This window comes from Enterococcus pseudoavium NBRC 100491 (assembly GCF_001544295.1).
GTDB classification, from domain to species: Bacteria; Bacillota; Bacilli; order Lactobacillales; family Enterococcaceae; genus Enterococcus_A; species Enterococcus_A pseudoavium.
On sequence record NZ_BCQF01000034.1, the window covers coordinates 1 to 24,626 of the forward strand.

General features: G+C 37.6%; 23 protein-coding genes and 4 pseudogenes. 22 read left to right on the plus strand and 5 right to left on the minus strand.

Annotation, left to right across the window (positions count from 1 at the left end; genetic code table 11):
• Positions 1 to 127: pseudogene (locus EP1_RS13710) on the plus strand (conjugal transfer protein); the annotation flags it as partial.
• Between the two features lie 516 nt (positions 128 to 643).
• Positions 644 to 2,059 carry an NAD-dependent succinate-semialdehyde dehydrogenase gene (locus tag EP1_RS12050; protein WP_010740271.1) on the plus strand — a complete coding sequence of 472 codons (1,416 nt, stop codon included), beginning with the start codon at positions 644 to 646 and terminating at the stop codon, positions 2,057 to 2,059.
• Between the two features lie 333 nt (positions 2,060 to 2,392).
• Here the strand turns inward: EP1_RS12050 and EP1_RS13460 are convergent, their stop codons facing one another.
• Both EP1_RS13460 and EP1_RS12065 read right to left on the minus strand, forming a co-directional pair.
• On the minus strand, positions 2,393 to 3,412 hold the full coding sequence (locus EP1_RS13460) for an HAD family hydrolase (protein ID WP_010740270.1): 1,020 nt from the start codon (positions 3,410 to 3,412) through the stop codon (positions 2,393 to 2,395).
• A 4-nt stretch (positions 3,413 to 3,416) separates the two neighbouring features.
• Positions 3,417 to 4,184 (minus strand): DeoR/GlpR family DNA-binding transcription regulator, encoded by a 768-nt coding sequence (locus tag EP1_RS12065; RefSeq protein WP_010740269.1) that lies wholly within the window; start codon positions 4,182 to 4,184, stop codon positions 3,417 to 3,419.
• 488 nt (positions 4,185 to 4,672) lie between these two features.
• On the opposite strand from EP1_RS12065, the gene lacA reads away from it, so the two are divergent.
• The 10 genes and pseudogenes from lacA to EP1_RS13825 form a co-directional block, all read left to right on the plus strand.
• The gene (lacA, locus tag EP1_RS12070; RefSeq protein WP_010740268.1) at positions 4,673 to 5,098 is read left to right on the plus strand and encodes a galactose-6-phosphate isomerase subunit LacA; all 426 of its coding nucleotides are present in this window, start codon (positions 4,673 to 4,675) and stop codon (positions 5,096 to 5,098) included.
• A gap of 15 nt (positions 5,099 to 5,113) precedes the next feature.
• On the plus strand, positions 5,114 to 5,629 hold the full coding sequence (gene lacB / locus EP1_RS12075) for a galactose-6-phosphate isomerase subunit LacB (RefSeq protein ID WP_010740267.1): 516 nt from the start codon (positions 5,114 to 5,116) through the stop codon (positions 5,627 to 5,629).
• Positions 5,630 to 5,639: 10 nt separating this feature from the next.
• Positions 5,640 to 6,572 (plus strand): tagatose-6-phosphate kinase, encoded by a 933-nt coding sequence (gene lacC, locus EP1_RS12080; RefSeq protein WP_067627794.1) that lies wholly within the window; start codon positions 5,640 to 5,642, stop codon positions 6,570 to 6,572.
• A gap of 2 nt (positions 6,573 to 6,574) precedes the next feature.
• Positions 6,575 to 7,555, plus strand: coding sequence for a tagatose-bisphosphate aldolase (gene lacD, locus EP1_RS12085; RefSeq protein WP_002290551.1), 981 nt, complete (start codon positions 6,575 to 6,577; stop codon positions 7,553 to 7,555).
• A gap of 27 nt (positions 7,556 to 7,582) precedes the next feature.
• Positions 7,583 to 7,900: a PTS lactose/cellobiose transporter subunit IIA gene (locus tag EP1_RS12090; RefSeq protein WP_002290550.1), complete on the plus strand. Its 318-nt coding sequence runs from the start codon at positions 7,583 to 7,585 to the stop codon at positions 7,898 to 7,900.
• Positions 7,900 to 9,606: a lactose-specific PTS transporter subunit EIIC gene (locus EP1_RS12095; RefSeq protein WP_067627796.1), complete on the plus strand. Its 1,707-nt coding sequence runs from the start codon at positions 7,900 to 7,902 to the stop codon at positions 9,604 to 9,606. Before EP1_RS12090 ends, EP1_RS12095 begins: the two co-directional genes overlap by 1 nt.
• Before the next feature lie 146 nt (positions 9,607 to 9,752).
• Positions 9,753 to 11,159, plus strand: coding sequence for a 6-phospho-beta-galactosidase (gene lacG / locus EP1_RS12100; RefSeq protein WP_002290548.1), 1,407 nt, complete (start codon positions 9,753 to 9,755; stop codon positions 11,157 to 11,159).
• A gap of 22 nt (positions 11,160 to 11,181) precedes the next feature.
• Positions 11,182 to 11,454, plus strand: coding sequence for a DUF3884 family protein (locus EP1_RS13385; protein WP_002305107.1), 273 nt, complete (start codon positions 11,182 to 11,184; stop codon positions 11,452 to 11,454).
• 20 nt (positions 11,455 to 11,474) lie between these two features.
• A complete protein-coding gene (locus tag EP1_RS12105) occupies positions 11,475 to 12,374 on the plus strand; it encodes an aldose 1-epimerase family protein (RefSeq protein ID WP_010740263.1) in 900 nt (299 codons plus the stop codon).
• Positions 12,375 to 12,759: 385 nt separating this feature from the next.
• Positions 12,760 to 13,026, plus strand: a pseudogene (locus EP1_RS13825) (zeta toxin family protein); the annotation flags it as partial.
• A 29-nt stretch (positions 13,027 to 13,055) separates the two neighbouring features.
• On the opposite strand, the pseudogene EP1_RS13395 reads toward EP1_RS13825, so the two are convergent.
• Positions 13,056 to 13,463: pseudogene (locus tag EP1_RS13395) on the minus strand (transposase); the annotation flags it as partial.
• 412 nt (positions 13,464 to 13,875) lie between these two features.
• On the opposite strand from EP1_RS13395, the gene EP1_RS12115 reads away from it, so the two are divergent.
• Together EP1_RS12115 and EP1_RS12120 are read left to right on the plus strand one after the other, a co-directional pair.
• Positions 13,876 to 14,529, plus strand: a complete 654-nt coding sequence (locus tag EP1_RS12115; RefSeq protein WP_010740261.1) for an NAD(P)H-binding protein — start codon at positions 13,876 to 13,878, stop codon at positions 14,527 to 14,529.
• Between the two features lie 34 nt (positions 14,530 to 14,563).
• Positions 14,564 to 14,983, plus strand: coding sequence for a flavodoxin (locus EP1_RS12120; RefSeq protein ID WP_010740260.1), 420 nt, complete (start codon positions 14,564 to 14,566; stop codon positions 14,981 to 14,983).
• A gap of 148 nt (positions 14,984 to 15,131) precedes the next feature.
• Here the strand turns inward: EP1_RS12120 and EP1_RS12125 are convergent.
• Positions 15,132 to 16,178, minus strand: a pseudogene (locus EP1_RS12125) (zinc-dependent alcohol dehydrogenase family protein).
• Positions 16,179 to 16,508: 330 nt separating this feature from the next.
• Here EP1_RS12125 and EP1_RS12130 point away from each other — a divergent pair.
• Positions 16,509 to 16,931 (plus strand): MerR family transcriptional regulator, encoded by a 423-nt coding sequence (locus tag EP1_RS12130; protein WP_067627799.1) that lies wholly within the window; start codon positions 16,509 to 16,511, stop codon positions 16,929 to 16,931.
• Positions 16,932 to 17,004: 73 nt separating this feature from the next.
• Here the strand turns inward: EP1_RS12130 and EP1_RS13400 are convergent.
• A protein-coding gene (locus EP1_RS13400) for an IS3 family transposase (protein WP_227869468.1) occupies positions 17,005 to 18,161 on the minus strand; the annotation gives its coding sequence in 2 pieces (ribosomal slippage) (positions 17,005 to 17,903 and positions 17,903 to 18,161; 1,158 coding nt in all).
• Positions 18,162 to 18,413: 252 nt separating this feature from the next.
• Between EP1_RS13400 and EP1_RS12145 the strand changes: the two genes are divergently transcribed.
• From EP1_RS12145 to EP1_RS12175, 7 genes are all read left to right on the plus strand, one after another.
• A complete protein-coding gene (locus EP1_RS12145) occupies positions 18,414 to 19,280 on the plus strand; it encodes an aldo/keto reductase (RefSeq protein WP_010740255.1) in 867 nt (288 codons plus the stop codon).
• A 255-nt stretch (positions 19,281 to 19,535) separates the two neighbouring features.
• On the plus strand, positions 19,536 to 20,066 hold the full coding sequence (locus EP1_RS12150; protein WP_010740254.1) for a flavodoxin family protein: 531 nt from the start codon (positions 19,536 to 19,538) through the stop codon (positions 20,064 to 20,066).
• A gap of 16 nt (positions 20,067 to 20,082) precedes the next feature.
• Positions 20,083 to 21,381 carry an MFS transporter gene (locus EP1_RS12155; RefSeq protein WP_083507550.1) on the plus strand — a complete coding sequence of 433 codons (1,299 nt, stop codon included), beginning with the start codon at positions 20,083 to 20,085 and terminating at the stop codon, positions 21,379 to 21,381.
• Between the two features lie 420 nt (positions 21,382 to 21,801).
• On the plus strand, positions 21,802 to 22,230 hold the full coding sequence (locus EP1_RS12160) for an RNA polymerase sigma factor (protein WP_010740252.1): 429 nt from the start codon (positions 21,802 to 21,804) through the stop codon (positions 22,228 to 22,230).
• Positions 22,217 to 22,459 (plus strand): helix-turn-helix domain-containing protein, encoded by a 243-nt coding sequence (locus tag EP1_RS12165; RefSeq protein ID WP_010740251.1) that lies wholly within the window; start codon positions 22,217 to 22,219, stop codon positions 22,457 to 22,459. The genes EP1_RS12160 and EP1_RS12165 overlap by 14 nt, the downstream gene beginning before the upstream one ends.
• Before the next feature lie 341 nt (positions 22,460 to 22,800).
• The gene (locus EP1_RS12170) at positions 22,801 to 23,175 is read left to right on the plus strand and encodes a helix-turn-helix domain-containing protein (RefSeq protein ID WP_425268456.1); all 375 of its coding nucleotides are present in this window, start codon (positions 22,801 to 22,803) and stop codon (positions 23,173 to 23,175) included.
• Between the two features lie 103 nt (positions 23,176 to 23,278).
• Positions 23,279 to 24,457 carry a site-specific integrase gene (locus EP1_RS12175; RefSeq protein WP_010740249.1) on the plus strand — a complete coding sequence of 393 codons (1,179 nt, stop codon included), beginning with the start codon at positions 23,279 to 23,281 and terminating at the stop codon, positions 24,455 to 24,457.
• Positions 24,458 to 24,626 lie beyond the last annotated feature (169 nt).

The following is a 24,626-nucleotide window of genomic DNA, read 5'->3' on the forward strand; positions in this document are numbered from 1 at the left end:
TGAAAAAAATGTACAAGTGAAAGTTGATGTAAAATATCTTGATAATCTATCAAAAACAATGAATTACTTTCAGTATGAATTGAGATTACAAAAGGATGGAAACTGGAGAATTATCAAGGCTGAGTAAAATAACTTAAATTAATAAGTTGAATGTTTTTTTTGCATCATTTTTAGATATTTGGATTGATTTAATGGGGTTTTTGGAAAGAGAATGCAGGTGGGGGTGATACGGGGTTATGGTTAATCCTCACTTATTAGTAATTTTATATGGTAATTATTCTGGGTAAAAAAGACTGTACACAAGGCACGTTAACTTTGTGTGCAGTCTCCAAAAATTCACTTTTTAGAAATTAGATTTAAATGAATAATTCCACTTCGAATTTTCTCAAGGTTTCTTTACAGTGTTAATTGATGGATACTTTAAAATCTTTTTACTTGACTTGGAGTGGGCTTAAAGGAATATGTTAGTTTTGTAACCTAGTGAAAGTATTTTATGTTAGTGATCAAAAAATTAGTGAAAGATGAAGAATAAGGAGATGAAGGTAATAGTTTATCAGTTAGTAATAGAGGATCTTAATTTTTAAAACGAGATATTTATTCGCTAGGACATGTTAACAAATTTGATTAGGAAAGAGGAATAATAATGCCAAGACAAACAATCAATCCCTATACCAATGAAGTTTTAAAAACATTTGCGGATGCGACTGATGAAGAAATTGAACAGACATTAGCAACAGCTGACAAGTTGTACCGTGAAATGAAGCATGAAGACATTAACGAACGCGCGATTGTTTTGCATAAAGTAGCTGATTACATGCGCAATCACAAAACAGAGTTAGCCGAAGTGATGACTTTAGAAATGGGTAAATTAATTTCGGAGTCTGAGGGTGAAGTTGAATTGTGTGCGATGATTGCAGATTACTTTGCTGATCATGCTGCTGAGATGTTAGCGCCAACTTTATTGCACACCAGAGCAAGTGGTGAAGCAAAAGTTTATAAGCATTCTACCGGTGTCATATTAGCTGTTGAACCATGGAATTTTCCTTACTACCAGATTATGCGCGTTTTTGCACCGAACTATATGGTTGGCAATCCTATGATTCTTCGCGATGCCGCTAATATTCCTTGGTCTGCACAGACATTTGCAGAGATGGTGATTAAAGCAGGTGCTCCGACCGGTTCTATCACCAATTTATTTATGAGCTATGACCAAGTGGAGGAAATTATTGCTGATCTCCGTATTCAAGGCGTTGCTTTAACGGGGTCTGAAAGAGGCGGTGCTTCTGTTGCAATGGCTGCTGGCAAAAATTTAAAGAAAAACACGATGGAACTTGGTGGCCAAGATGCTTTTATTGTTTTAGCAGATGCTAATATGAATGATGTTTGTGATATTGCTTGGCGTGCACGTTTATATAATGCCGGTCAGGTTTGCACCTCATCCAAACGGTTCATTGTGCTGGATAATGTATACGATGAGTTTCTAGAAAAGTTAATCGCAAATTTCGCTTCCGTTAAACCCGGCGATCCAATGGATAGAGCAACAACACTGGCACCAATGAACACGAAACGGGCTAAAGAAAAATTACAACAGCAAGTTGATGAAGCAATTGCTGCTGGGGCAACTGTTGCTTATGGCAATCAACCAATTGATTTATCAGGTCAATTCTTTATGCCTACTATTTTGACAGATATTACCCCCGATAATCCGGCTGCACATACCGAAATGTTTGGTCCAGTGGCACAAGTTTATCGCGTTCACAGTGAAGAAGAAGCCATTAAAGTGGCTAATGACTCACAATATGGATTAGGTGGAATTGTCTTTAGTGGTGATCCCTTACATGGGGAAGAAGTCGCTGCGCAAATCGAAACTGGAATGGTCTTTGTTAATAACTTTATGACATCATTACCAGAATTGCCCTTTGGTGGTGTTAAAAACTCTGGCTATGGTCGAGAAATGAGTGAACTAGGTTTGATGGCGTTTGTCAATGAACAGCTTATTGTTACAGCAAGCCATCCGGATTTGAACAATGTTGCTGGTGGGTTAGTTAAAGTGGATTAAATTTCATAGAATTTAAATATGCCAACTATTACTATGAAGGGTATATTGAATTCAAAACAGAAGATTTGAAAAAAATACCTCTAAAAGTTTCCCGTTGTAGGCAGCGTACTCGGCTTATAACGGGATTTTTTACTTTGGTAAGACTTATAATTTCATATGAAATCTAAAATCACTATATAGAGGATAAGGTATTGGTATCATATTTCCTACAAATAGGAAATATTTATGATGCGTTTTTAACACTGATTATTATTTCAGATATTGATAATTATTTAATAAGGTTTTTGGAGATGAAACGCAAGGGGACATGAGTGGCACAGTTAATATCCCCATTCATTGAGAATAACAACGCTTGATACTATAGATCAAAAATAGATAAAATATCCTTTTAAGTAGTCTACATTGATACTTGAAACGATATTTTTTTACTATTTTATTGATGATGTCATCTATTAAGTTCAAAGGAACAATCTTGAGATGAGTTGGTAACAAGGAGTGTAAAACAGGAATAGCTAAGGTTTGTTTTTGCGTATGACGGAATATATGGGTCGTAATATGTTTATTAAAACTAAGTTTATTATCAATATCAATTCCTGCTCGTTTTGGATTACCTTTTCGATTTAATTTTCCATTTTCAGGTGAGTTGAGGAAATTGTTAAGGACACTATAATGAAGAGGTGTTTCATTATAGTCGGGTTTATGACGACTTTTGGAAGTAAAAATCCATCCATTATCTTTATAATCAGGATTGAATCTTATATGTTGGTGATTTAACTCAATTTCCTCTTTAAGAATTTCTATAGCCCTTTTAGATAATTGGACATTTCGGTAACTTTGTAAGTTTTTTACATTACCTTCATAGCTATTTTCTGCAGCTCCTCCGTGAGTGGACTGACTAATAATGATATTTTGCTTTTCAAAATATTGATAGGCACCAATATTTTGGAGTTTTCGACTCTGTAAGTCAACAGGGCCATTAGTTAGAATACCTATTGGGATGTGGTTTTTATGTAGAGCCAGCAGTAGTTGATGTATCTCAGGAATCATCGTAATCTGATCGAGTTCATATTCATAGTCAGCTTGGAAGTCTAGAGCTTCTGTCCTAGAAATACTATCGATGCCAAATTCTTCCATAGTCTTCTGACAGCGAAAAATTCTAAGCTGCTCAATACTGATGAGTTTTTTCGTGTATTTAGGAAAAGCAACATCAGACCAATATCTGAAACGTTTGCAAATGTTATCTATTTGTTGGATATCAATCGTTGGAAAACATTTCTCAACGCTACGTTTAAAGGGGAGTTGATGGTCATAAAGAGTGTCATCAAGGTCAAAAACAATATTTTTATAAGTCATAATTCTAGTCCGCTTTTAAAATAGTAGTGTACTGGCTAAATTCCTCTAAGTGTTGAGGGCTAATCTGGTTATCTGTAATGATGGTATCGAGTTGATCTAGATTATAGAAGTTAAAGAAATCGTATCGATCGAATTTAGTACTGTCTACTAATAAGAATTTTTCTACAGCATTGTTTAGGGCAAGTTGTTGAATCACACCTTCCTTGTCACTATATGTAGCAATAGAATTATGGGTAACAGCATTTGCACTAACAAAAGCTTTGGCAAATCTCATTGCTTTTAAATTTGTCGAAGCCATTGAACCTACAAAAGCTCCAGTTATTTCTCTATATTCACCGCCAAGAAGCAATAAATCAATGGTTTCGCTATCATTTAGAAACAAGAACACAGGGAGACTATTTGTAATGACACGAATTTTATAACCTTTACGACCTTTCAATTCTAATGCCAGTTGTTCAAGTGTAGTTCCGGGTCCAATAAAAATAGTATCGCCATCTTTGATTAAAGAGCAGGCTTTTTTAGCAATGTCAATTTTTTCTTTTGTATTTAGACTTTTCTTCTCGATATGTGTCTTTTCAAGTGGCTTTTTAGAGGAAAGCAATTGTGCACCACCATGAGTACGTGTTAAAAGTCCATCAGCTTCTAGAGCATCAAGGTCTCTACGGGCTGTCATATCGGAAATATCTAGTTCATCTATTATTTCTTTTATGGTTATGGTCCCATCAATCTTTAACATATCTAAAATTTTTTCTAATCGTCGTTTTTTGTTCATATGAAAACTCTTCTTTCATAAAGTAATTTTTTTCCAAAGATAATTCTCTTTTAATTGTATCATAAAAGACAATATTTTCAAGGTAAAACAAACAATTTCAAACAAAAACAAATGTTAGATGATGAAATAAGAACAGAGGATTGACGTATATTAGCTTAGGTCAGATTTTGTATAAGACGAAAATAAAGTAGGACCTCTTAATCAGTAAGTTATAGAAAGTAAAAGACTTTTGTAATACTTGAATAGATATTTCACGTCCATTTTGTGATGGATTAAATGAACAAAAATGAACAATAATTTAACGGTGTTATCTATTTTTTAAAAAAACAAATAAAAAAAACAAAAAATAAACAAAAAAGCGTTGCTTTTTGTTTGAATGTTTGATATTATATAAACAAAGAAATGATGAAAACGTTATTTCGAACATTTTGCAAAATGTTTTCTACTTCTACGTAGCATTTCTTTCTAAAATTTAGGAGGTAGTCAAAATGGCTATTGTTGTTGGTGCAGATCTCAAAGGTACGAGATTAAAAGATGTTGTGAAAAATTTTCTTGTAGAAGAAGGTTTTGAGGTAATTGATGTGACTAAGGACGGACAAGATTTTGTTGATGTTACCTTGGCAGTTGCCTCTGAAGTAAATAAAGATGAGCAAAACTTAGGTATTGTAATTGATGCTTATGGAGCTGGTCCATTCATGGTAGCAACTAAAATTAAAGGTATGGTTGCAGCAGAAGTTTCAGATGAACGCTCAGCTTATATGACACGTGGACATAACAATTCACGAATGATTACGGTTGGCGCTGAAATCGTCGGTGATGAGCTTGCTAAAAACATCGCTAAAGGTTTCGTCAGTGGTAAATATGATGGCGGACGTCATCAAATCCGAGTAGATATGCTTAACAAGATGTGTTAAGAAAGGAGTTAAGGAATGAGAATCGCAATTGGATGTGACCACATTGTCACAGATGAAAAAATGGCAGTATCAGAATTCTTGAAATCAAAAGGACATGAGGTCCTTGATTTCGGGACATATGACCACGTACGTACTCACTACCCTATCTATGGTAAAAAAGTCGGTGAAGCAGTAGTAAGTGGTCAAGCAGACTTGGGAGTATGTATCTGTGGTACAGGTGTCGGCATTAACAATGCAGTCAATAAAGTTCCAGGTGTTCGCTCAGCGTTGGTTCGTGATATGACATCAGCTATGTATGCAAAAGAAGAGTTAAATGCGAATGTTATCGGTTTCGGTGGAATGATTACTGGTGGTCTTCTTATGAATGACATCATTGAAGCTTTCATTGAAGCTGAGTACAAACCAACAGAAGAAAATAAAAAATTGATTGCAAAAATCGAACACGTTGAAACACATAATGCACATCAAGCAGATGAAGATTTCTTTACAGAATTCCTTGAAAAATGGGACCGTGGTGACTACCACGATTAAGGTATAACAAATGATTCTGACAGTCACACTAAATCCTTCAGTAGACATCTCTTATCCTCTAGAAACATTGAAAATTGATACAGTGAATAGGGTGAAAGATGTTAGTAAGACAGCTGGTGGAAAAGGCTTAAATGTTACTAGAGTCTTGTATGAATCTGGTGATAAAGTTACTGCTACAGGTTTCTTAGGTGGTAAAATTGGTGAATTTATTGAAAGCGAATTAGAACAATCTCCTGTTAGTCCAGCTTTTTATAAAATCTCAGTAAACACTAGAAACTGTATTGCTATCTTACACGAGGGTAACCAAACAGAAATTTTGGAACAAGGACCAACAATTTCTCATGAAGAAGCAGAAGGCTTTCTTGACCACTATAGCAATCTTATTAAACAATCAGAAGTTGTGACAATTTCAGGAAGTTTACCTTCAGGACTTCCCAACGATTATTATGAAAAACTTATCCAACTTGCTTCGGATGAAGGAGTAGCAGTCGTTTTGGATTGTTCAGGTGCACCTCTTGAAACAGTTCTAAAATCGTCGGCTAAACCTACTGCCATCAAACCTAATAATGAGGAACTTTCACAGTTGCTTGGAAAAGAAGTAACAAAAGATATTGAAGAACTCAAAGACGTTCTTAAAGAGTCACTTTTTAGTGGTATCGAATGGATAGTGGTCTCATTAGGTCGAAACGGTGCCTTTGCAAAACATGGTGATGTTTTCTATAAGGTAGATATTCCTGATATCCCAGTTGTTAATCCAGTCGGATCAGGGGACTCAACGGTAGCTGGTATTGCATCAGCTTTAAATAGTAAAAAAAGTGACGCTGACTTATTAAAACATGCGATGACATTGGGTATGTTAAATGCTCAAGAAACAATGACAGGGCATGTGAATATGACTAATTACGAAACACTAAACTCACAAATTGGAGTAAAAGAGGTATAAAAATGGTACTTACAGAACAGAAACGCAAATCTTTGGAAAAAATTTCAGATAAAAACGGTGTTATCTCAGCTTTGGCATTTGACCAACGTGGTGCTTTGAAACGTTTGATGGCACAGTATCAAGATACAGAACCAACTGTAGCTCAAATGGAAGAACTAAAGGTTTTGGTTGCTGATGAACTTACAAAATACGCTTCTTCAATGTTGCTTGACCCTGAATATGGACTTCCAGCAACAAAAGCATTGGATAAAGAAGCAGGTCTTCTTCTTGCCTATGAAAAAACAGGTTATGATACATCAAGTACAAAACGTTTGCCTGACTGCTTGGATGTTTGGTCTGCAAAACGTATCAAAGAGCAAGGCGCTGATGCCGTTAAGTTCTTACTTTACTATGATGTAGACAGCTCAGATGAACTTAACCAACAAAAACAAGCTTATATTGAACGTGTTGGTTCTGAATGTGTCGCTGAAGATATTCCTTTCTTCTTGGAAATCCTTGCTTATGATGAAGAAATCTCAGATGCAGGTTCTGTTGAATATGCAAAAGTGAAACCTCGCAAAGTCATTGAAGCGATGAAAGTTTTCTCTGATCCACGCTTTAACATTGATGTTCTTAAAGTAGAAGTACCAGTTAACGTTAAATATGTCGAAGGTTTTGCTGATGGTGAAGTGGTTTACAGTAAAGCTGAAGCTGCTGACTTCTTTAAAGCACAAGAAGAAGCGACTAACCTTCCATACATCTACCTAAGTGCAGGTGTATCTGCTAAATTGTTCCAAGAAACATTGCAATTTGCTCACGACTCAGGTGCCAAGTTTAATGGTGTGCTTTGTGGACGTGCTACTTGGGCAGGATCTGTAGAACCTTACATCAAAGAAGGTGAAAAAGCAGCACGTGAATGGTTGCGTACTACTGGATTCGAAAATATTGATGAACTTAACAAAGTTCTTGTTAAAACAGCTAGTCCATGGACTGATAAAGTATAGTAAAAACATAAAACGGAGGATATTGTTATGAACAGAGAAGAGATGACTCTCTTAGGGTTTGAAATTGTTGCTTATGCTGGAGATGCTCGCTCTAAACTTTTAGAAGCGCTTAAAGCGGCTGAAAATGGTGATTTCGCTAAGGCAGATAGTCTTGTAGTAGAAGCAGGAAGCTGTATTGCAGAGGCTCACAATTCTCAGACAGCTATGTTGGCTCGAGAAGCTTCTGGGGAGGAACTTCCATACAGCGTTACCATGATGCATGGTCAGGACCACTTAATGACTACTGTCTTATTAAAAGATGTGATTCATCACCTCATCGAACTTTATAAAAGAGGAGCAAAATAATGCATAAACTCATTGAACTTATTGAGAAAGGGAAACCGTTCTTTGAGAAAATCTCTCGAAACATCTATCTTCGTGCTATTCGTGATGGATTTATCGCTGGTATGCCAGTCATCCTTTTCTCATCTATCTTTATCCTTATTGCCTATGTCCCAAATGCTTGGGGATTCCACTGGTCAAAAGACATTGAGACCTTCTTGATGACTCCTTATAGCTATTCGATGGGTATCCTAGCATTCTTTGTTGGTGGTACTACCGCTAAAGCTTTGACGGACTCAATGAACCGTGACCTACCTGCGACCAATCAGATTAACTTCTTATCTACGATGCTAGCGTCTATGGTAGGGTTCCTTTTGATGGCAGCTGAGCCTGCAAAAGAAGGAGGCTTCTTGACAGCCTTCATGGGAACAAAAGGTCTTTTGACAGCATTTATTGCAGCCTTTGTGACAGTTAATGTTTACAAGGTCTGTGTGAAAAATAATGTTACTATTCGTATGCCTGAAGAGGTTCCACCAAATATCTCTCAAGTATTTAAAGACTTGATTCCATTCACTGTATCGGTTGTTCTCCTTTATGGACTTGAACTCATTGTTAAGGGAACTCTTGGTGTAACCGTTGCAGAATCAATCGGTACCCTTCTTGCTCCTCTCTTCTCAGCTGCAGATGGTTACCTTGGAATTACACTTATCTTTGGTGCTTATGCCTTCTTCTGGTTTGTTGGTATCCACGGTCCTTCAATTGTCGAACCAGCAATCGCTGCTATCACTTATGCCAATATCGATACCAACTTGCATCTTATCCAAGCTGGACAACATGCAGATAAAGTTATCACTTCTGGTACTCAAATGTTTATTGTTACCATGGGTGGAACAGGAGCCACATTGATTGTTCCATTCTTGTTCATGTGGATTTGTAAATCAGAACGTAACCGTGCCATCGGACGTGCCTCAGTTGTTCCAACATTCTTTGGGGTTAATGAGCCAATCTTATTTGGTGCACCAATCGTATTGAATCCGATTTTCTTTGTACCGTTCATTTTCGCTCCGATTGTCAACGTTTGGATCTTTAAATTCTTTGTTGACACATTGAACATGAACTCATTCTCTGCCAACCTTCCATGGGTTACTCCTGGTCCGTTGGGAATTGTACTCGGTACTAACTTCCAAGTTCTATCATTTATCTTAGCCGTACTCTTGGTAGTTGTTGATACTATCATTTATTACCCATTTGTTAAGGTATACGATGAACAAATTCTTGAAGAAGAACGTTCTGGTAAAACAAACGATGCTCTTAAAGAAAAAGTAGCTGTAAACTTCAATACTGCTAAAGCAGATGCCGTTCTTGGAAAAGCAGGCGTTGCTAAAGAAGATGTAGCAGCAAACAATAATATCACAAAAGAAACTAATGTCCTTGTTCTTTGTGCAGGTGGAGGTACAAGTGGCTTGCTTGCCAATGCCTTGAACAAAGCAGCAGCAGAATACAATGTTCCAGTCAAAGCGGCAGCGGGTGGTTACGGTGCTCACCGTGAAATGTTGCCAGAGTTTGACTTGGTTATCTTGGCTCCACAGGTCGCTTCAAACTTCGATGATATGAAGGCTGAAACAGATAAATTGGGCATTAAACTTGCAAAAACTGAAGGAGCTCAATATATCAAATTGACACGTGATGGACAAGGTGCTCTTGCATTTGTTCAACAACAGTTTGATTAATAAATTTGTAAAAGTTATTTGAGACGAGATTATTCTTTCAGTTCCTTATAATATTGTTAACCATATCATTGCATTTCATTTCATTTCCTTGGTTTCCGGAACTCAGAATATCGTCTCAAATGCTTTTTTTGAAAGGAATTATAGTTATGACTAAAACACTTCCTAAAGATTTTATTTTTGGTGGTGCTACAGCTGCTTATCAAGCAGAAGGTGCGACTCACACGGATGGTAAAGGCCCAGTTGCATGGGATAAGTATCTTGAAGACAATTATTGGTACACAGCAGAGCCTGCAAGTGATTTTTACCATAAATATCCTGTTGATTTAGAATTAGCTGAAAAATATGGCGTTAATGGTATTCGTATTTCAATTGCCTGGTCTCGTATTTTCCCAACTGGCTATGGCGAAGTAAATGAAAAAGGTGTTGAATTCTACCATAATCTTTTTGCCGAGTGCCACAAACGTCATGTTGAGCCATTCGTGACTTTGCACCACTTTGACACACCAGAAGTTCTTCACTCAGATGGAGATTTCTTAAACCGCGAAAATATAGAACACTTTGTAGATTATGCCGCTTTCTGTTTTGAAGAGTTCCCAGAAGTAAACTACTGGACAACTTTCAATGAAATTGGCCCAATTGGAGATGGTCAATACTTGGTTGGTAAATTCCCTCCAGGCATTCAATATGATCTTGCCAAAGTCTTCCAATCACACCACAATATGATGGTTTCTCATGCACGTGCTGTGAAATTGTATAAAGATAAAGGTTATAAAGGCGAAATTGGTGTAGTACATGCGTTGCCAACCAAATACCCTTATGATCCAGAAAATCCAGCAGATGTTCGTGCCGCTGAGTTAGAAGATATCATCCATAACAAATTTATCTTGGATGCAACCTACCTTGGACACTATTCAGATAAAACGATGGAAGGGGTCAACCACATCCTAGCTGAAAATGGTGGAGAACTTGATCTTCGTGATGAAGACTTCCAAGCACTTGAAGCAGCTAAAGATTTGAACGATTTCCTTGGTATCAACTACTACATGAGTGATTGGATGCAAGCCTTTGATGGTGAGACTGAAATCATTCACAATGGTAAGGGTGAAAAAGGAAGTTCTAAGTACCAGATTAAAGGTGTTGGTCGCCGAATCGCACCAGATTATGTGCCTAGAACGGATTGGGACTGGATTATTTATCCTGAAGGCTTGTATGACCAAATCATGCGAGTGAAAAATGATTATCCAAACTACAAGAAGATTTACATCACTGAAAACGGTCTTGGATACAAAGATGAGTTTGTAGATAATACCGTTTATGATGATGGTCGTATTGATTACGTGAAGAAACACTTGGAAGTTTTATCAGACGCAATTGCGGATGGTGCAAATGTTAAAGGTTACTTCATCTGGTCACTTATGGATGTCTTCTCATGGTCAAACGGATACGAAAAACGTTATGGACTATTCTATGTAGACTTTGACACGCAAGAACGCTATCCTAAGAAATCAGCTCATTGGTATAAGAAAGTAGCAGAAACTCAAGTGATAGAGTAATATTACTTGAAAATGTAAAAAATTGTTATCCGATACTTTAGAAAAAGTACAACACTTATTTAGACCAGGATTTGAAAAGGTATATATTGTTAGTTTCGAAGATTGTCCTATGATTCCTGAGCTTGAAGCTACCCCGTTGCTAAAATGTGGTAAATGGTATGTTTCAACTGGAAAAGAGTGGATTTGCCATTCTGATTTAGAGTTATCAGCATTTGAATGGGAATTTTTACAATCACTCGATGTAGAAATACGTGAGACTATTCACTTCGAGGTAAATTATTTGCCTTTCCAATAATAAAAAGAAAGGAATTAGTTGTGACTATCGAATTAAAAAACGAGTATCTTACTGTTCAGTTTAAAACACTTGGTGGTCAACTGACTTCGATTAAAGACAAGGATGGGATAGAGTATCTCTGGCAAGCTGATCCAAATTATTGGAATGGACAGGCGCCTATTCTATTTCCTATCTGTGGTAGTTTACGAAATGATTGGGCTATTTATAGACCTCAAGAAAGACCCTTTTTTACAGGTCTTATTCGTAGACATGGTTTTGTTCGAAAAGAAGAATTTATTCTGGAAGAAGTCAATGATAATAGCGTGACCTTTAGTATTAAACCAAATGCTGAGATGCTTGATAATTACCTATATCAGTTTGAACTGAGAGTTGTTTATACCTTGAATGGTAAATCAATTAGAACCGAATTTCAGGTAACGAACTTGGAAATGGAAAAAACAATGCCTTACTTTATTGGAGCCCATCCAGCATTCAATTGTCCTTTAGTAGAAGGTGAAAACTATGAGGATTATTATATTGAATTTAGTGAGGTTGAGTCTTGCTCGATACCAAAGAGTTTTCCTGAGACAGGATTATTAGATTTGCAAGATCGGACACCTTTTTTGGAAAATCAAAAGATTCTCGATTTGGACTACTCACTTTTTTCCCATGATGCCATTACACTTGACCAGCTCAAGTCTCGTAGCGTAACGCTTCGGTCAAGGAAGTCTGGTAAAGGTCTTCGAGTATATTTTGATGATTTTCCGAACTTGATTCTGTGGTCTACAACTAATAAAAGTCCATTCATTGCTTTGGAACCTTGGAGTGGTCTCTCCACTTCACTTGAAGAAGGTAATTTCTTAGAAGATAAAAGACAGGTAACGAAAATTTCACCTCAAGAAACTTCTAGAAAAATCTATGATATTACTATCCTTAATTAAAATTTGTTATTATTTGAGTCTTCAATAAGATTTGAATACTCTTACCTTGTGATGATAGATTGGTCTTCTCCGTGCCAGTCTTACATCGCAAGGTTTTTAAGTTTTTTGTGGGTCTATGTCAACTGTAGTGGGTGACGAAAAGCTAATATCTAAAGACAGTCTGGTAGTAAAAAAATAAGATTATTTACTACTTCTTGATTTAAAATAATAGTGGAGCCATTAATTTGTGGCAAATTTAATTTAATATTTTGCCTCAAATTAGCCACACTTTTTATAGAACTAAGAGGAAAAATGAAGTTTTCTTCCTATTAATATAGTTGTTTGAAATCTTAAATATAGCGTTTTACGATGTAATGGGAAGTATGGTGAATAAATCAACTATGTTCGTATGACAGAAGCACTTATTAGCCGTTTAAGCGATCAAGGCTATAATTTAGTGATTGAAGGAACAGGACGAACAACAGACGTTCCTATCCAAACAGCCACAATGCTTCAATCTAAAGGTTATGAAACAAAAATGTACGTCACGGCAGTACCGAAAATTGAATCATATTGGAATGGCAACAGTTTTTTTGACAAATTTTATAAGGTGCAGAACTTCTTTCCGTATGCTATTCCGATTGTCCTTGACAATGAGCCTCCTCGGATGTGACGATCTTCGGCAGAAGCTAACAGTTAAAGTTAGACTGCCTCGCTAGCGTTAGCACATCCGAGCTCATTATCAAGGATTCGCTGCGCCAATCTCTGGTTACGGTAACCAACCGGTGTCTCGTAGCCAAGTGTACCGTGCAACCGAAGGTGGTTCCACCAATTGACATAGTCAAATAACTCCAAATCCAATTGTTGTAAGGTTTCAAATGTGTATTGATAGACAAATTCTACTTTCAGCGACTTATAAGTTGATTCAGCTACGGCATTATCAAAAGGACAGCCTTTATGACTCAATGATCGATTGATGTCAAAAGTTGTTAATAATTCATCAATAGCTTGGTTATCAAACTCTTTTCCACGATCAGTATGAAAAATCTCAACCTCTGTCAGAGGTTGTTTGATACGGCTAAATGCTTTTTTTACTAGAACGGCATCTTTTAACTGATGAAGGATTTTGGTGAAACCTCAGGAGATTATTTATCGTAAGTTAATAAAAATAATAGAGTCAATAATCGTAAAAGAAATACGATTATTGACTCTATTTCTTTGTTTTGTGGGAGATGGATTGATCTGAAATCAGATTGTCTTTAGAAAGTTCATTACCTTGCAAAAAGAATATCACAATCAGGACGATGCGTCGTTTGGACCGGAATAAGTTTTCACTCTAACATACAAACAAAATACTTGCTCTGGAGTCTACTTCAGGGTTTAGACTAGGTTCTGTAATCAAGCAGTAATCACAAAAGTGCTGAAGTAGGAAGTCTCTCACTTTACATGAAAGGCGTCTGTAAAATTTCGATTTTAGCTCTTGAATGAATGCTGCTAATGATAATTTTTGGAGGGGTATAAAATGACAAAAAATGTACTAATTATGGCGGCGAACGGTCAGATTTCACAAATTATTGAGCAACGGATTTTAACAGAAGCACAATTTTCCGATGTTCACTTGACTTTATTCTTGCGTAAAAAGTCTCGCTTAAATCAACTTGTTAATAATGAGCGAGTGACATTGATTGAAGGCAGTCTCGACAGCATGGCAGATATCCAAGCAGCTGTAGCCGGTCAAGATATCGTGTTTGTGGGTGTGGTGGATCAAACAGCGGATAATCATCAAACGCAATATGTTGTGGACGCCATGAAAGCAGCCGGAGTCGAGCGCTTGATTTATACAAATGTCTTGGGAATCTATAATGAAGTGCCCGGTGAATACGGTCGGTGGAATCAAGAAACCATTGGAAGTGGCTTGCCATCCGCGTTACGCTCCGATGAAATTATGGCAACTTCCGGCTTAACTTATACCACATTGCGCCTGCCATGGCTGAATGATCGGGATATCAAGTATGACATTACCCATAAGGATGAACCCTATCTAGGTGTTTCTGGTTCCCGGGAAAGTATTGCGGATGTGGTTTTACGAATTGTCGCGGATCCTAGTTTCTTGGCAAATGATAGTGTGGGGATTGCCGATCCGGATACGCAAGGCGAAGATCGACCAGTTTATTAAGTCCAGTTAACGTTAGAGAGGAGCGGTGATTCTTATGTCTAAGAAGTCATTGATTATTTATTTTTCATTATCAGGGAAGACGCAACAAGCTGCAATGCAACTACAGCAAAAAACGGCTGCAGACTTGTATCAATTACAACCCGTAGAACCTTATTCAACCAACTATGATGATATCGTTACTCGAGGGGAAAAAGAAAAGGATCAGGAGATTATGCCGGCGATTTCCGGTGAGTTGCCTGACTTCACCCAATACGATCGCATTTACGTGGGGTATCCAAATTGGTGGGATCGGCCGCCGATGATTATTCACACCCTCTTTGCCCAACCAGATTTCACTGGTAAACAGGTGATTCCCTTTGCGACGAGTGCCTCTAGCCCTTTATCTGCTACCATGGCAGAAATGAAGAAACTAATCGAATCTGCTGGAGGAAGCTTTGTTGAAAATGAATATTAAGGAGCAATCAATACGATAATGGGTTGCAAGTGACAGTAATACTGAGGCGGAAAATAGCATCATCTGATAGATTTTCATAGACGCTAAAAAAGAGCCGTAATCGTAAGCGAAAAATACGATTATGGCTCTTTTTGTTTATTAGGGAATCCTAGTCCATCTGGCTGACGATGACTAAGGACTTAATTGCCTCCCGCTTATCCATTGCCTCATAAGCCGCTTGGATATCATCCAAATTAAATTGCTTATTAAAGACTTTCCCCGGTTCAATCTCGCCTTTTAAGACGGCATCGAGGAGGATTTCTTTATCATAGGTAGTAACTGAAGCAACGCCACCTCTTAGTCCAATGTTTTACCAGAAAAGGGCACTGGTATTCATTTCATTTTTTTGTGGCACGCCTACACGACCAATTACCGCTCCGGGACGACATATCTTTGCGGCAGTATCCATGGACATTTCCGTGCCTACACATTCCAACACGGCATCTGCACCATCGTTATGAGTAAGTTCCATTACTTTAGCAATCCCTTTATCTCCACGCTCAGCAATAATATCTGTAGCACCGAACTCCCGGGCTAATTTTTGCCGCTCTTCGTATTTACTCATGGCGATGATCCGCGTTGCTCCAAGCAATTTAGCTCCGATAATCCCGCAAAGACCAACGGCACCGTCGCCAATGACAACTACGGTGGACCCCTCTACCACTTCAGCTGATTTTGCAGCATGGAAGCCTGTGGCCATGACATCGGCTAAAGCCAAAAAGGAATTCAATATAGTTTCAGAATAATCGGCAGGTTTTCCAGGGATTTTAATTAGTGCCCATTGTGCATTGATAAAGCGCAGGTATTCGCCTTGATAACCACCATTTGCACCAGCTTCTCGATTTGTACAATTGCCATCAAAACCAGCTTTACAGGCAGCACATTCCCCACAGCCGTGAGTGAATGGGACGATGACAAAATCACCAGGTTTGACTGCAGTTACTGCGGCACCGACTTCTTCGACAATCCCGATGGCTTCATGACCAGTCGTGCTGTTGGGTTCTCTTTTGGAGATGCCGCGAAACCACCATAAGTCAGATCCGCACACGCAAGCTCGGACAATCTTGATGATGGCATCCGTGTCTTTTTCGACAACTGGTTTTGCTGTTTCTTTTATTGCCATTGTCCCGGGTTCAATAAATGTTGCGACTTTCATAAGAACACTCCCTATATTGTTTTTAGAAATACATTGCGAAAATCTCTTCTTTTATTGTACTCCATGGAGTTCACTTTAAGGCAAGGCTAATAAGCTGGAATCTAGCAGAAAACTATTTCGAAAATGGAGATCGATGTGTGAGATTCCATGGATAGATTTTTTTATTTTGACTATAGTCAAAGATTGAGGTTAACAAGAAACGGGATTTATCAGGAAAATATAAGAGAATACGGGCTTATGATCGTTCTTCCATCTTTCTCCAGCAAAAAGCTTGCCCTAGAGTCCGCTCTAGGGTTTATCATGTTTGTAAGAGATTGAGGAGGTCATGATATGAATATCAAAAAAGCCGCAGAGATGTTTGATTTAAGTGTGGATACGTTACGCTACTATGAACGGGTTGGGGTGATTCCCCCAGTTCATCGTAACAAAAGTGGTTATCGTGAGTATTCCACTAATGATCTAAACTGGATTTATCTAGCCAAAAACTTGCGGAATGCCGGTTTATCGGTGGAGTCTCTCATTGAGTTTGCCAATTTAGCTCAATTGCGAGGAAAACAAGATGTGGAAGAATCTCAAAAACAGATTTTGTTTGATCAATTAGAAGAACTGGATCAAAAGATTACGGAAATGCAAGAAGTCAGAGAGTTACTTCTTTATAAGATTGAGACCTATGATGAGCATATCGCCAAATTTAAAACTGGCGAATTAAGCACTGAAAAAGTTGAGAAACTATGGGAACGAAACAAGCTATAGTTGACTTATTGAAAGGGTGCATATCAAGGTGTTGGATAACTGTCAATAAAGTAGACACAAAAAGAGAAGGTACTTAGTGAGAATCAAAATATCTATCCTCCATTTCATTTGGTGTAAGCATATCTAGGGTGCCATGAGGGCGCTGCGTGTTGTAGAATCCCTCGATATATTCAAAGCAAGCCAGTTGGACTTCTTGAAGAGAAGAAAAGGTTCTCCTGTTGAGTTCCTCTTTCTTCATATATTTGAAGAAAGCTTCTGTTACGGCGTTATCCCAAGGATATCCAGGTTTCGATAAGGATTGAACAATAGAATGATTTTCTAAAAACTTCCTGAATTCAAATGAAGTGTACTGGGAACCTTGATCTGTGTGAAAAAGAACAGAATCCTGAGGATTTCTGACTTGGATTGCTTTTTCTATTGTTGTAATAGCTAAAGCTGTGTCAATTTTTTTGCTGACAGACCAAGCAATGATTTTCCTAGAAAATAAATCTAAAATTACACAAAGATAAACAAATGATTTATTTCCAATAGGAATATAAGAAAAATCACTCGTCCATACTTGATTTGGTGCAGGAGGGTTAAATGCTTGCTTCAAATGATTTGGGCGTTTCAAAGGAGTCTGACCTTCGGTCGGTTTAAAGGCAGGTTTTACTGTAGACATTTTAGGTAAGTGCATAGTGCTCATTAGGCGATAAACTCGGCCAATGCTGATAGAAATGCCATAGTCACGTAGAAGCATACGTCGTACTTTTGCAGGACCTACTCGTTTTTTAGAAGTTGTATAGATTTCTAAGATTGTCTTTCTCAACTGTTGATTTTCTGCTGTTCTGGGGGAAATCTTTCCAGAAAAACGTTTGTAGTAAGTCGAGCGATTAACCTTAAGAACCCTGCAAAGCGTAACAATAGAGTGTTCGTGACGTAACATACGAATTGCATTTAGTCGTTCGTTGAGTGTGGCGTGAATATGGCAATCGCTTTTTTTAAGATTAAGTTTTCCTCTTCTAGCTGAAGATTTCGTTTCTGTAATTGCTTGATCTGTCGAGCCGTGAGGATCGTATCATCATCAATTTTAACTTCAGAATATTGCTTCACCCAACGAGCTACAGAGGACAGGGCGATTCCATATTCATTAGCTAATGCGTTTTGTGATTTGCCGCCTTCATAAAGTTTTACGATTGATTTTTTGAACTCTTCGTCAAATTTTCGTGGAGATTTACGCTTGTCTACCATAATCAAAATTCCTTTCTCAAAAGATGTCTAAATAATTAATAGTATAGCAAAAAAGGTGTCTACTTTATTAGGATACATGCAGTGTAGCAAAATCGAAGGAGGCTTTCAGGATGGTATAAAAATAAAAGCAGGTGGAGACAGCCTTGGAGAATTTGCAATATTAAATGAAAAAATAAGTTGTTTTACTTGCTATGGACTTAACTCCAACGTTTAGGATAGACAATGTAATGAAATTTAAAGGAGGAAAACAAGATGCAAACAATTACGTTGAACAATGGTGTAGAAATGCCTCAATTAGGCTTTGGTGTTTATCAAATTCCTTTGGAGGAAACGGCGGAGGCAGTGTATCAAGCTATTAAAGCAGGCTATCGTCTGATTGATACTGCTTCGATTTACGGAAACGAAAAAAAGACTGGGGAAGGAATCAAGCGGGCTATTGATGAAGGCCTAGTTACCAGAGATGAACTTTTTGTTACTTCAAAATTATTTATTCTCCAAGCACCAGAAGAAAAAGCCGCTGAAACAATTAATCTTTCCCTTGAAGTCATGGGCTTAGATTACCTGGATCTTTATCTGATTCACCAACCATATGGAGATATTTATGGTGCTTGGCGTGCCATGGTGGCTGCCCAAAAATCCGGGAAATTACGAGCAATTGGGATCTCGAATTTCAAATCAGCTAAAATGATTGAGTTTGTTGGCTTGAATGAAGTGAAACCGCAAATCAATCAAATTGAAGTAAATCCTTGGAACCAACGAATTGAAGATCAAGAATGGCATGAAAAATATGACGTTCAAATGGAGGCTTGGGCACCTTTTGCAGAAGGTCGCCACGAGTTGTTTACAAATCCTGTTTTAGCAGAAATTGGCAAGCAATATCACAAGACTGTGGGACAAGTTGTCTTGCGTTGGTTAATGCAAAGAGGGATTGTTGCTTTAGCAAAATCCGTTCGTCCAGAACGAATGGCAGAAAACATTGCAATTTTTGATTTTGAGCTTTCAAAGGCAGATCTTGAGAAAATTGCAGCATTGGATATGAAAGAATCAGCTTTCTTTGATCACGATGCACCGCAACAAGTAGAGTGGTTCATGGATCGCATGTTAGATACCGAAAAATGATGTATCTGATTTAAAGTAACAAGCAAAATCTGATTTCTATTGATTAGAAATAATCTAATAGGATAAAAATTCTGTGGCATCACGCATTTTGTAGATGATGTCACAGTATTTTTATGGGAATAATCTCTCAATGAAGGTGATTGAGTTGTCTAAAAAAAGCATTTTTAGCCAATAATCATAACGCTAAGCCTCGTCATTATTGGCTTTATGGCGGTGTCAAAACGAATAAAAAAAGAACAGGAAGGAGGAACCATGATGAACAATTCTAAAATAGCAATCGTCTATTATTCACGAACAGGAAATACAAAAGCAGTTGCTAAATTAATTCAAGAAAAGGTTGGTGGTGAGCTTTTTCAAATCGAAACAAAAGTAGCCAGACCTAAAAATTATCGACAGGAAGTCGAACAAAATGTGCAAGAGCAAGAAAGAGCAATCCTTCCAGAAATAAAAACACCGATTCCTGATATACAGAATTACGACCGGATTTTTATTGGGGCACCAACCTGGAATATGGCATTGCCGCAAGCTGTTGTCTCTTTTCTCAATGATTATGATTTCAAAGGGAAAATTGTGATTCCTTTTAATACCCATGGTGGTTATGGTAGTGGATCAACTTTTAGTCAAATCCGTACTGGAGCGAAAGGAGCCAAGGTATTGGCTGGCTACACTGTAAAAGGTGGAGAGGAAATAAACGGTCTGATAATGGGGATCACGGATGAGAATAGTAACCAAGTATCCAAGGAAATCGATACTTGGTTAGAAAAGATAAATCAATTAACGCAATAGAAAGAAGTTAAAACATTTGAAGAGAGAAAAATTTGGTGTCATTTTACCAATTACTTTATTAGCATATTTTTTAATATTAATGGATAATTCAATTATTTTTACAAGTTCTGTCGAGATAGGGGAAAGCTTAGGTTTGTCTGCAACAGCACTGTCCTGGGTATCAAGCGCCTATACACTGACTTTTGGTGGCTTTTTATTATTAAGCGGACGTCTTTCTGATTTATTAGGGAGAAAACGTATATTTTTAATCGGGTTATTTATTTTTGGAATCAGTTCATTAGTCATTGGCTTGTCACAAACTGCTGAAATGGTGATTGCGATGCGGGCAGTTCAAGGAATTGGGAGTTCCATCATCGCACCGACAACACTGGCATTGATTATGGATGCCTATCAAAACAATATGAGACAACGAGCAATTGCGTATTATGGGGCAACTGCCGGGATTGGTTCAAGTATCGGTCTATTAGTTGGTGGGGGACTGACAAGCCTGATTTCTTGGCGGGCCGGATTTTTGATTAACGTGCCATTTACACTAGTGCTATTTATTTTAACGTTGAAATATGTGACGCCTTCTGTCCGTCGAAAAGAAAGGATCGACTATTTAGGTAGTATACTTTCGATCTTTGGCTTGATTGGGATTATTTATGGCTTTACTGAAGGAAAAATTGGTATTGTCTTTCTCGGAGTGGTCTTTTTGGGAATCTTTATTTTATGGGAAGGAAAGTCTGCTGCGCCAATTTTACCTTTAGCACTTTTTAAAAACAAAATCCGTTCTGGAGCATATGTGACACGGCTCTTATTTATGATGGCAATGTTACCATTTTGGTTCTTTTTGCCACAGATGATGCAAAGCCAATATGGTTTTTCAGCGTTAGAATCAGGATTTGCTTTTTTACCATTGACAATTGTTAATTTTATCATTGCAATGCAACTGCCAAGGCTAACTGGAAAATTTGGGAACAATAAGGTGTTGCTGGCCGGTGAAATAATATTAGCGATCGGGTTAATGCTACTTGCCATCTCAAATCCGGCCAATGGCTATTGGCAAACCGTTTTTGTTCCAATGGTCATCCTGGGGTTAGGTCAAGGCTTAATCTTGGCCCCTGTGACCTCAGCAGGCGTTTATGAAGCACCTGATGAATTGGCCGGTATTGCTAGTGGAGTGACAAACACAATGCATCAAATTGGAGGTCCCATTGGATTATCGCTAATCGTCGCAACGACAACTAATTTTCAAACCCAAATCTGGATGATGACAGCATTCACAGTAATTTCTATGTTAATAGTAGCCATTTTTGTCAATAATAAGAAATAGCATTTTCTTCAAGTCACTATTTTTACCGGAAAAATAGCAATCTTTGTTTCTATCACCATTCAAATCAGGGCAAGCATTGGGTGTTCCGTGGAGAAGAGCTACGAGGATTTCTGCTTACTAATGTTAATTGTAGAAAATATTTTTTACAGTACACCACAAAAATCTATTGTAAAGCTGCTGGATAGTAAAGAAGATTAATGTTTCATCTTGTTAAATATCAATCTGGCTAATAAGCGATGTTTCAATCATTATATCTGTGCAGAACGTTTGTGAGGCGTATAGACAGTCTTTGTCTGTATGCCTTTTTATTTTAAAAAAATTTGTCTTTTTTCGAAAAATGCTCACTCCCAGATTGTAGTAATAATGGAAAGGGATAGATATGAAAATGAGTTGAATGAATTTTTTGAGGAGGAAAATGTTATGGGCGACCCCAAAGAAACCCACATTCAACATATGTTTGACAGTTTTTGTAAGAAAGTAGTCCGCAATGAAGCATTCAATATTCAAAAGAAAGATGCGAGATTTCGCCAGCGTCAAATTTCAATGGAGACGTTGGAACAAAAAAGCCTAGGCACAGAATTCTATTACTCTGACACGAGGCTGAATGGTAATGGGAAGTTTCCTATCTTAGGAATCGAAATTTTAATAGGCAATGAAGTATTGGCAAATGCAATTGAACAATTGGCTAGTATTAGACAAGAGATCATCTTGATGTCATTTTTCATTGGTCTCAATGATCGTGAAATTAGTGAAATAGTCGGAAAAAGTCTTGGAAGTGTTTGGTATCAACGTCAGGAAGCCTTAGAAGATCTGAACAGGATGTTAGGTGACAGTTATGAAGAAAACTAAAAGATATATACCGTCTATACCAGTAGAAACGATCAAAGCTGCAAGCTCCGGCGATTCAATCGCAATGACCATTGTCCTGTCAAAATATCAAAACTATATTTCAAGAGTAGCTATGAAGCCTGTTTATGAAGAAGAAAAGGGCATGGTTATGTATGTGGATGAATATATGCGTAGACAACTGGAAACGAAATTGATTGAAAAGATACTTGAATTTGATACAACTCGTTAACGTATTTTTTCCCTTTCCTTTTCATTCTATGAAAGTTTTTTATCAGTTTTGAATAGAAGACTTTCGTAGGCTGAAAAAGCCAAATGCTCTTTGAAAACTGAATAGTAAATCTATCAGTACGTGTAGTTTACGAGTTTTTGGTTAGTTTCGCCATGACAAGAGACTTCTTTGAGCGACAGTTTTTGAAATAGACTCGTGACTACGATAATGATACTTCCGTAACCAAATTGGCCCGCCATTACTGGGGGGAGGTGAGATTCCTATGTGCTTTGGCAGAGCAGCTGATAGATGAAAAACTACTATTTTTAAGACTTGATTTTTCTTATCTACGTCATTGCTTTATGATACCTAATTTTTGTTTAGAAATACTGGGGAAGATTTTTTACGATAGAGAAGAGGTGAAGCAATTGGAATATCCTACTAATCAAAGTGTTCTTGAAACTGATTTTTATCCGTACTTGCAAAAGAAACTAGAAGAATACACAGATAGGCTACTTGCTATGGCGCAACTACCACTAGTACTTACTAATACTGATTTGAAACGTCTTTTTCAAATCAGTGATAGTACGTTAAATCGCTTGGTCAAACTTGGCGATTTTCCGACTTGTTGGTATGGAATTCGAGGACACTACCTGCGAGACGATGTTTTAGAATGGATGAGGAAGAGTGATGCAGATGGCTTTCGTGAACAAATGCGACTACTTCGATCTTTATAGGTTACATCTTTTTATTAAGATGCGGTACAATGGAAGCATAGATAGAAAGATTTCCAAAGATTTTTCGCTTGTTGGGTTCCTTCGAAATAGGAGGAATCAATAAATGAAAACAAAAGATCGTTTTAAAAAACAAATTAGTTCTACTGGCAGAGTCACTTGGTATTTTCAAGCATTTCGAACAACGAGACGTGGTTTCAATTCAAAACGGGAAGCACAACTTGCTTATCTGGAAATGGAAAAGGAGCAACGACACAAGAAAAGGATTGTTGCAAGCAACGACAAGTTTAGCGTTGTAGGTGAAAAATGGTTTCAATATTACCGGTCCTTAAATGAACAAAAAGAATCGACCTATGATAAGCGAGCAGAACAACTGACTATCATCAATCGTTGGATTGGCAATAAACGACTCTGTGATTTATCATCAGATGAACTACAAGAGTTGGTTTTCAACTTGAAGGAACGAGGCCTCAACGGTACAGATGCGGGCTATGCTAAAAATAGTCTACAATCTCTGATTCAAGTCCTAAACATGGTTTTCAAGTACTGTCTCAAAAAGCAGTTAGTAAGTGAAAATCCTATGAAGACAGTCAGAATACCTAAGTATCAAGTAACCGTTCGGGATTTAAAAGAAGCTGTCAACAATGTAGAAGATAAGTTTTTGACGGTAGATGAGTTGAGGACGTTCTTGAACTATGGCATTGTCCATGAAGAATTACCTATGTCAGTTCTCTTTCATGTTCTATTCTATACAGGCTGTCGCGTTAGTGAGGCACTTGCTTTGCAACCAGAAGATATTGATTTTCAAAGAAATGAAATTCTCTTTTATAAACAGACAGCGGTTAAAGGAAAGAGTAAAGAGTTTCGTATTGAAACTACTAAGACAGTTAGTTCTGCTAGACGAGTGCCGGTAACACCATTGGCGATGGAAAAACTAAAGCAATTGATTCGTGCTTTAGCTGAGATGAGAGGGCATCATCGCTTTATTGTGGATGGGACTTATTTATTTGTTTATCTAGATGCTAGTAAACGTGGGGTGCCTTATCGCAGGGAATATGTAAATGATCACGTTAAGCGGTGCGTGGAGCGGTCAGGGATTGGAAAGTCATTCCATACTCACTTAGCTCGCCACACAATGGCTAGTCTAGTAGCCGAGTATTGTAGTTGGGATGTCTTGAAGGATCGATTAGGTCATACGGACAAAACGACTTCAAAAATCTACCGTCATTTGACTAATAATGAAAAGGTAAAACCATTACTTGCATTTCGTTCTTTGGAAGACTAAAACACGGTGAAAACACTGGTATTATAGGATTCCTAAAAGACCAATTTTTAATAAAGTAGTCAAAGTGTAGTCAAAGGGAATAAAAATCGTTATATAGCAATGCTTTAGCGACTTTTCACAAGTATCAAAGAAATTCGTCGTTAAGATATTATTATCTGATGAACACAAA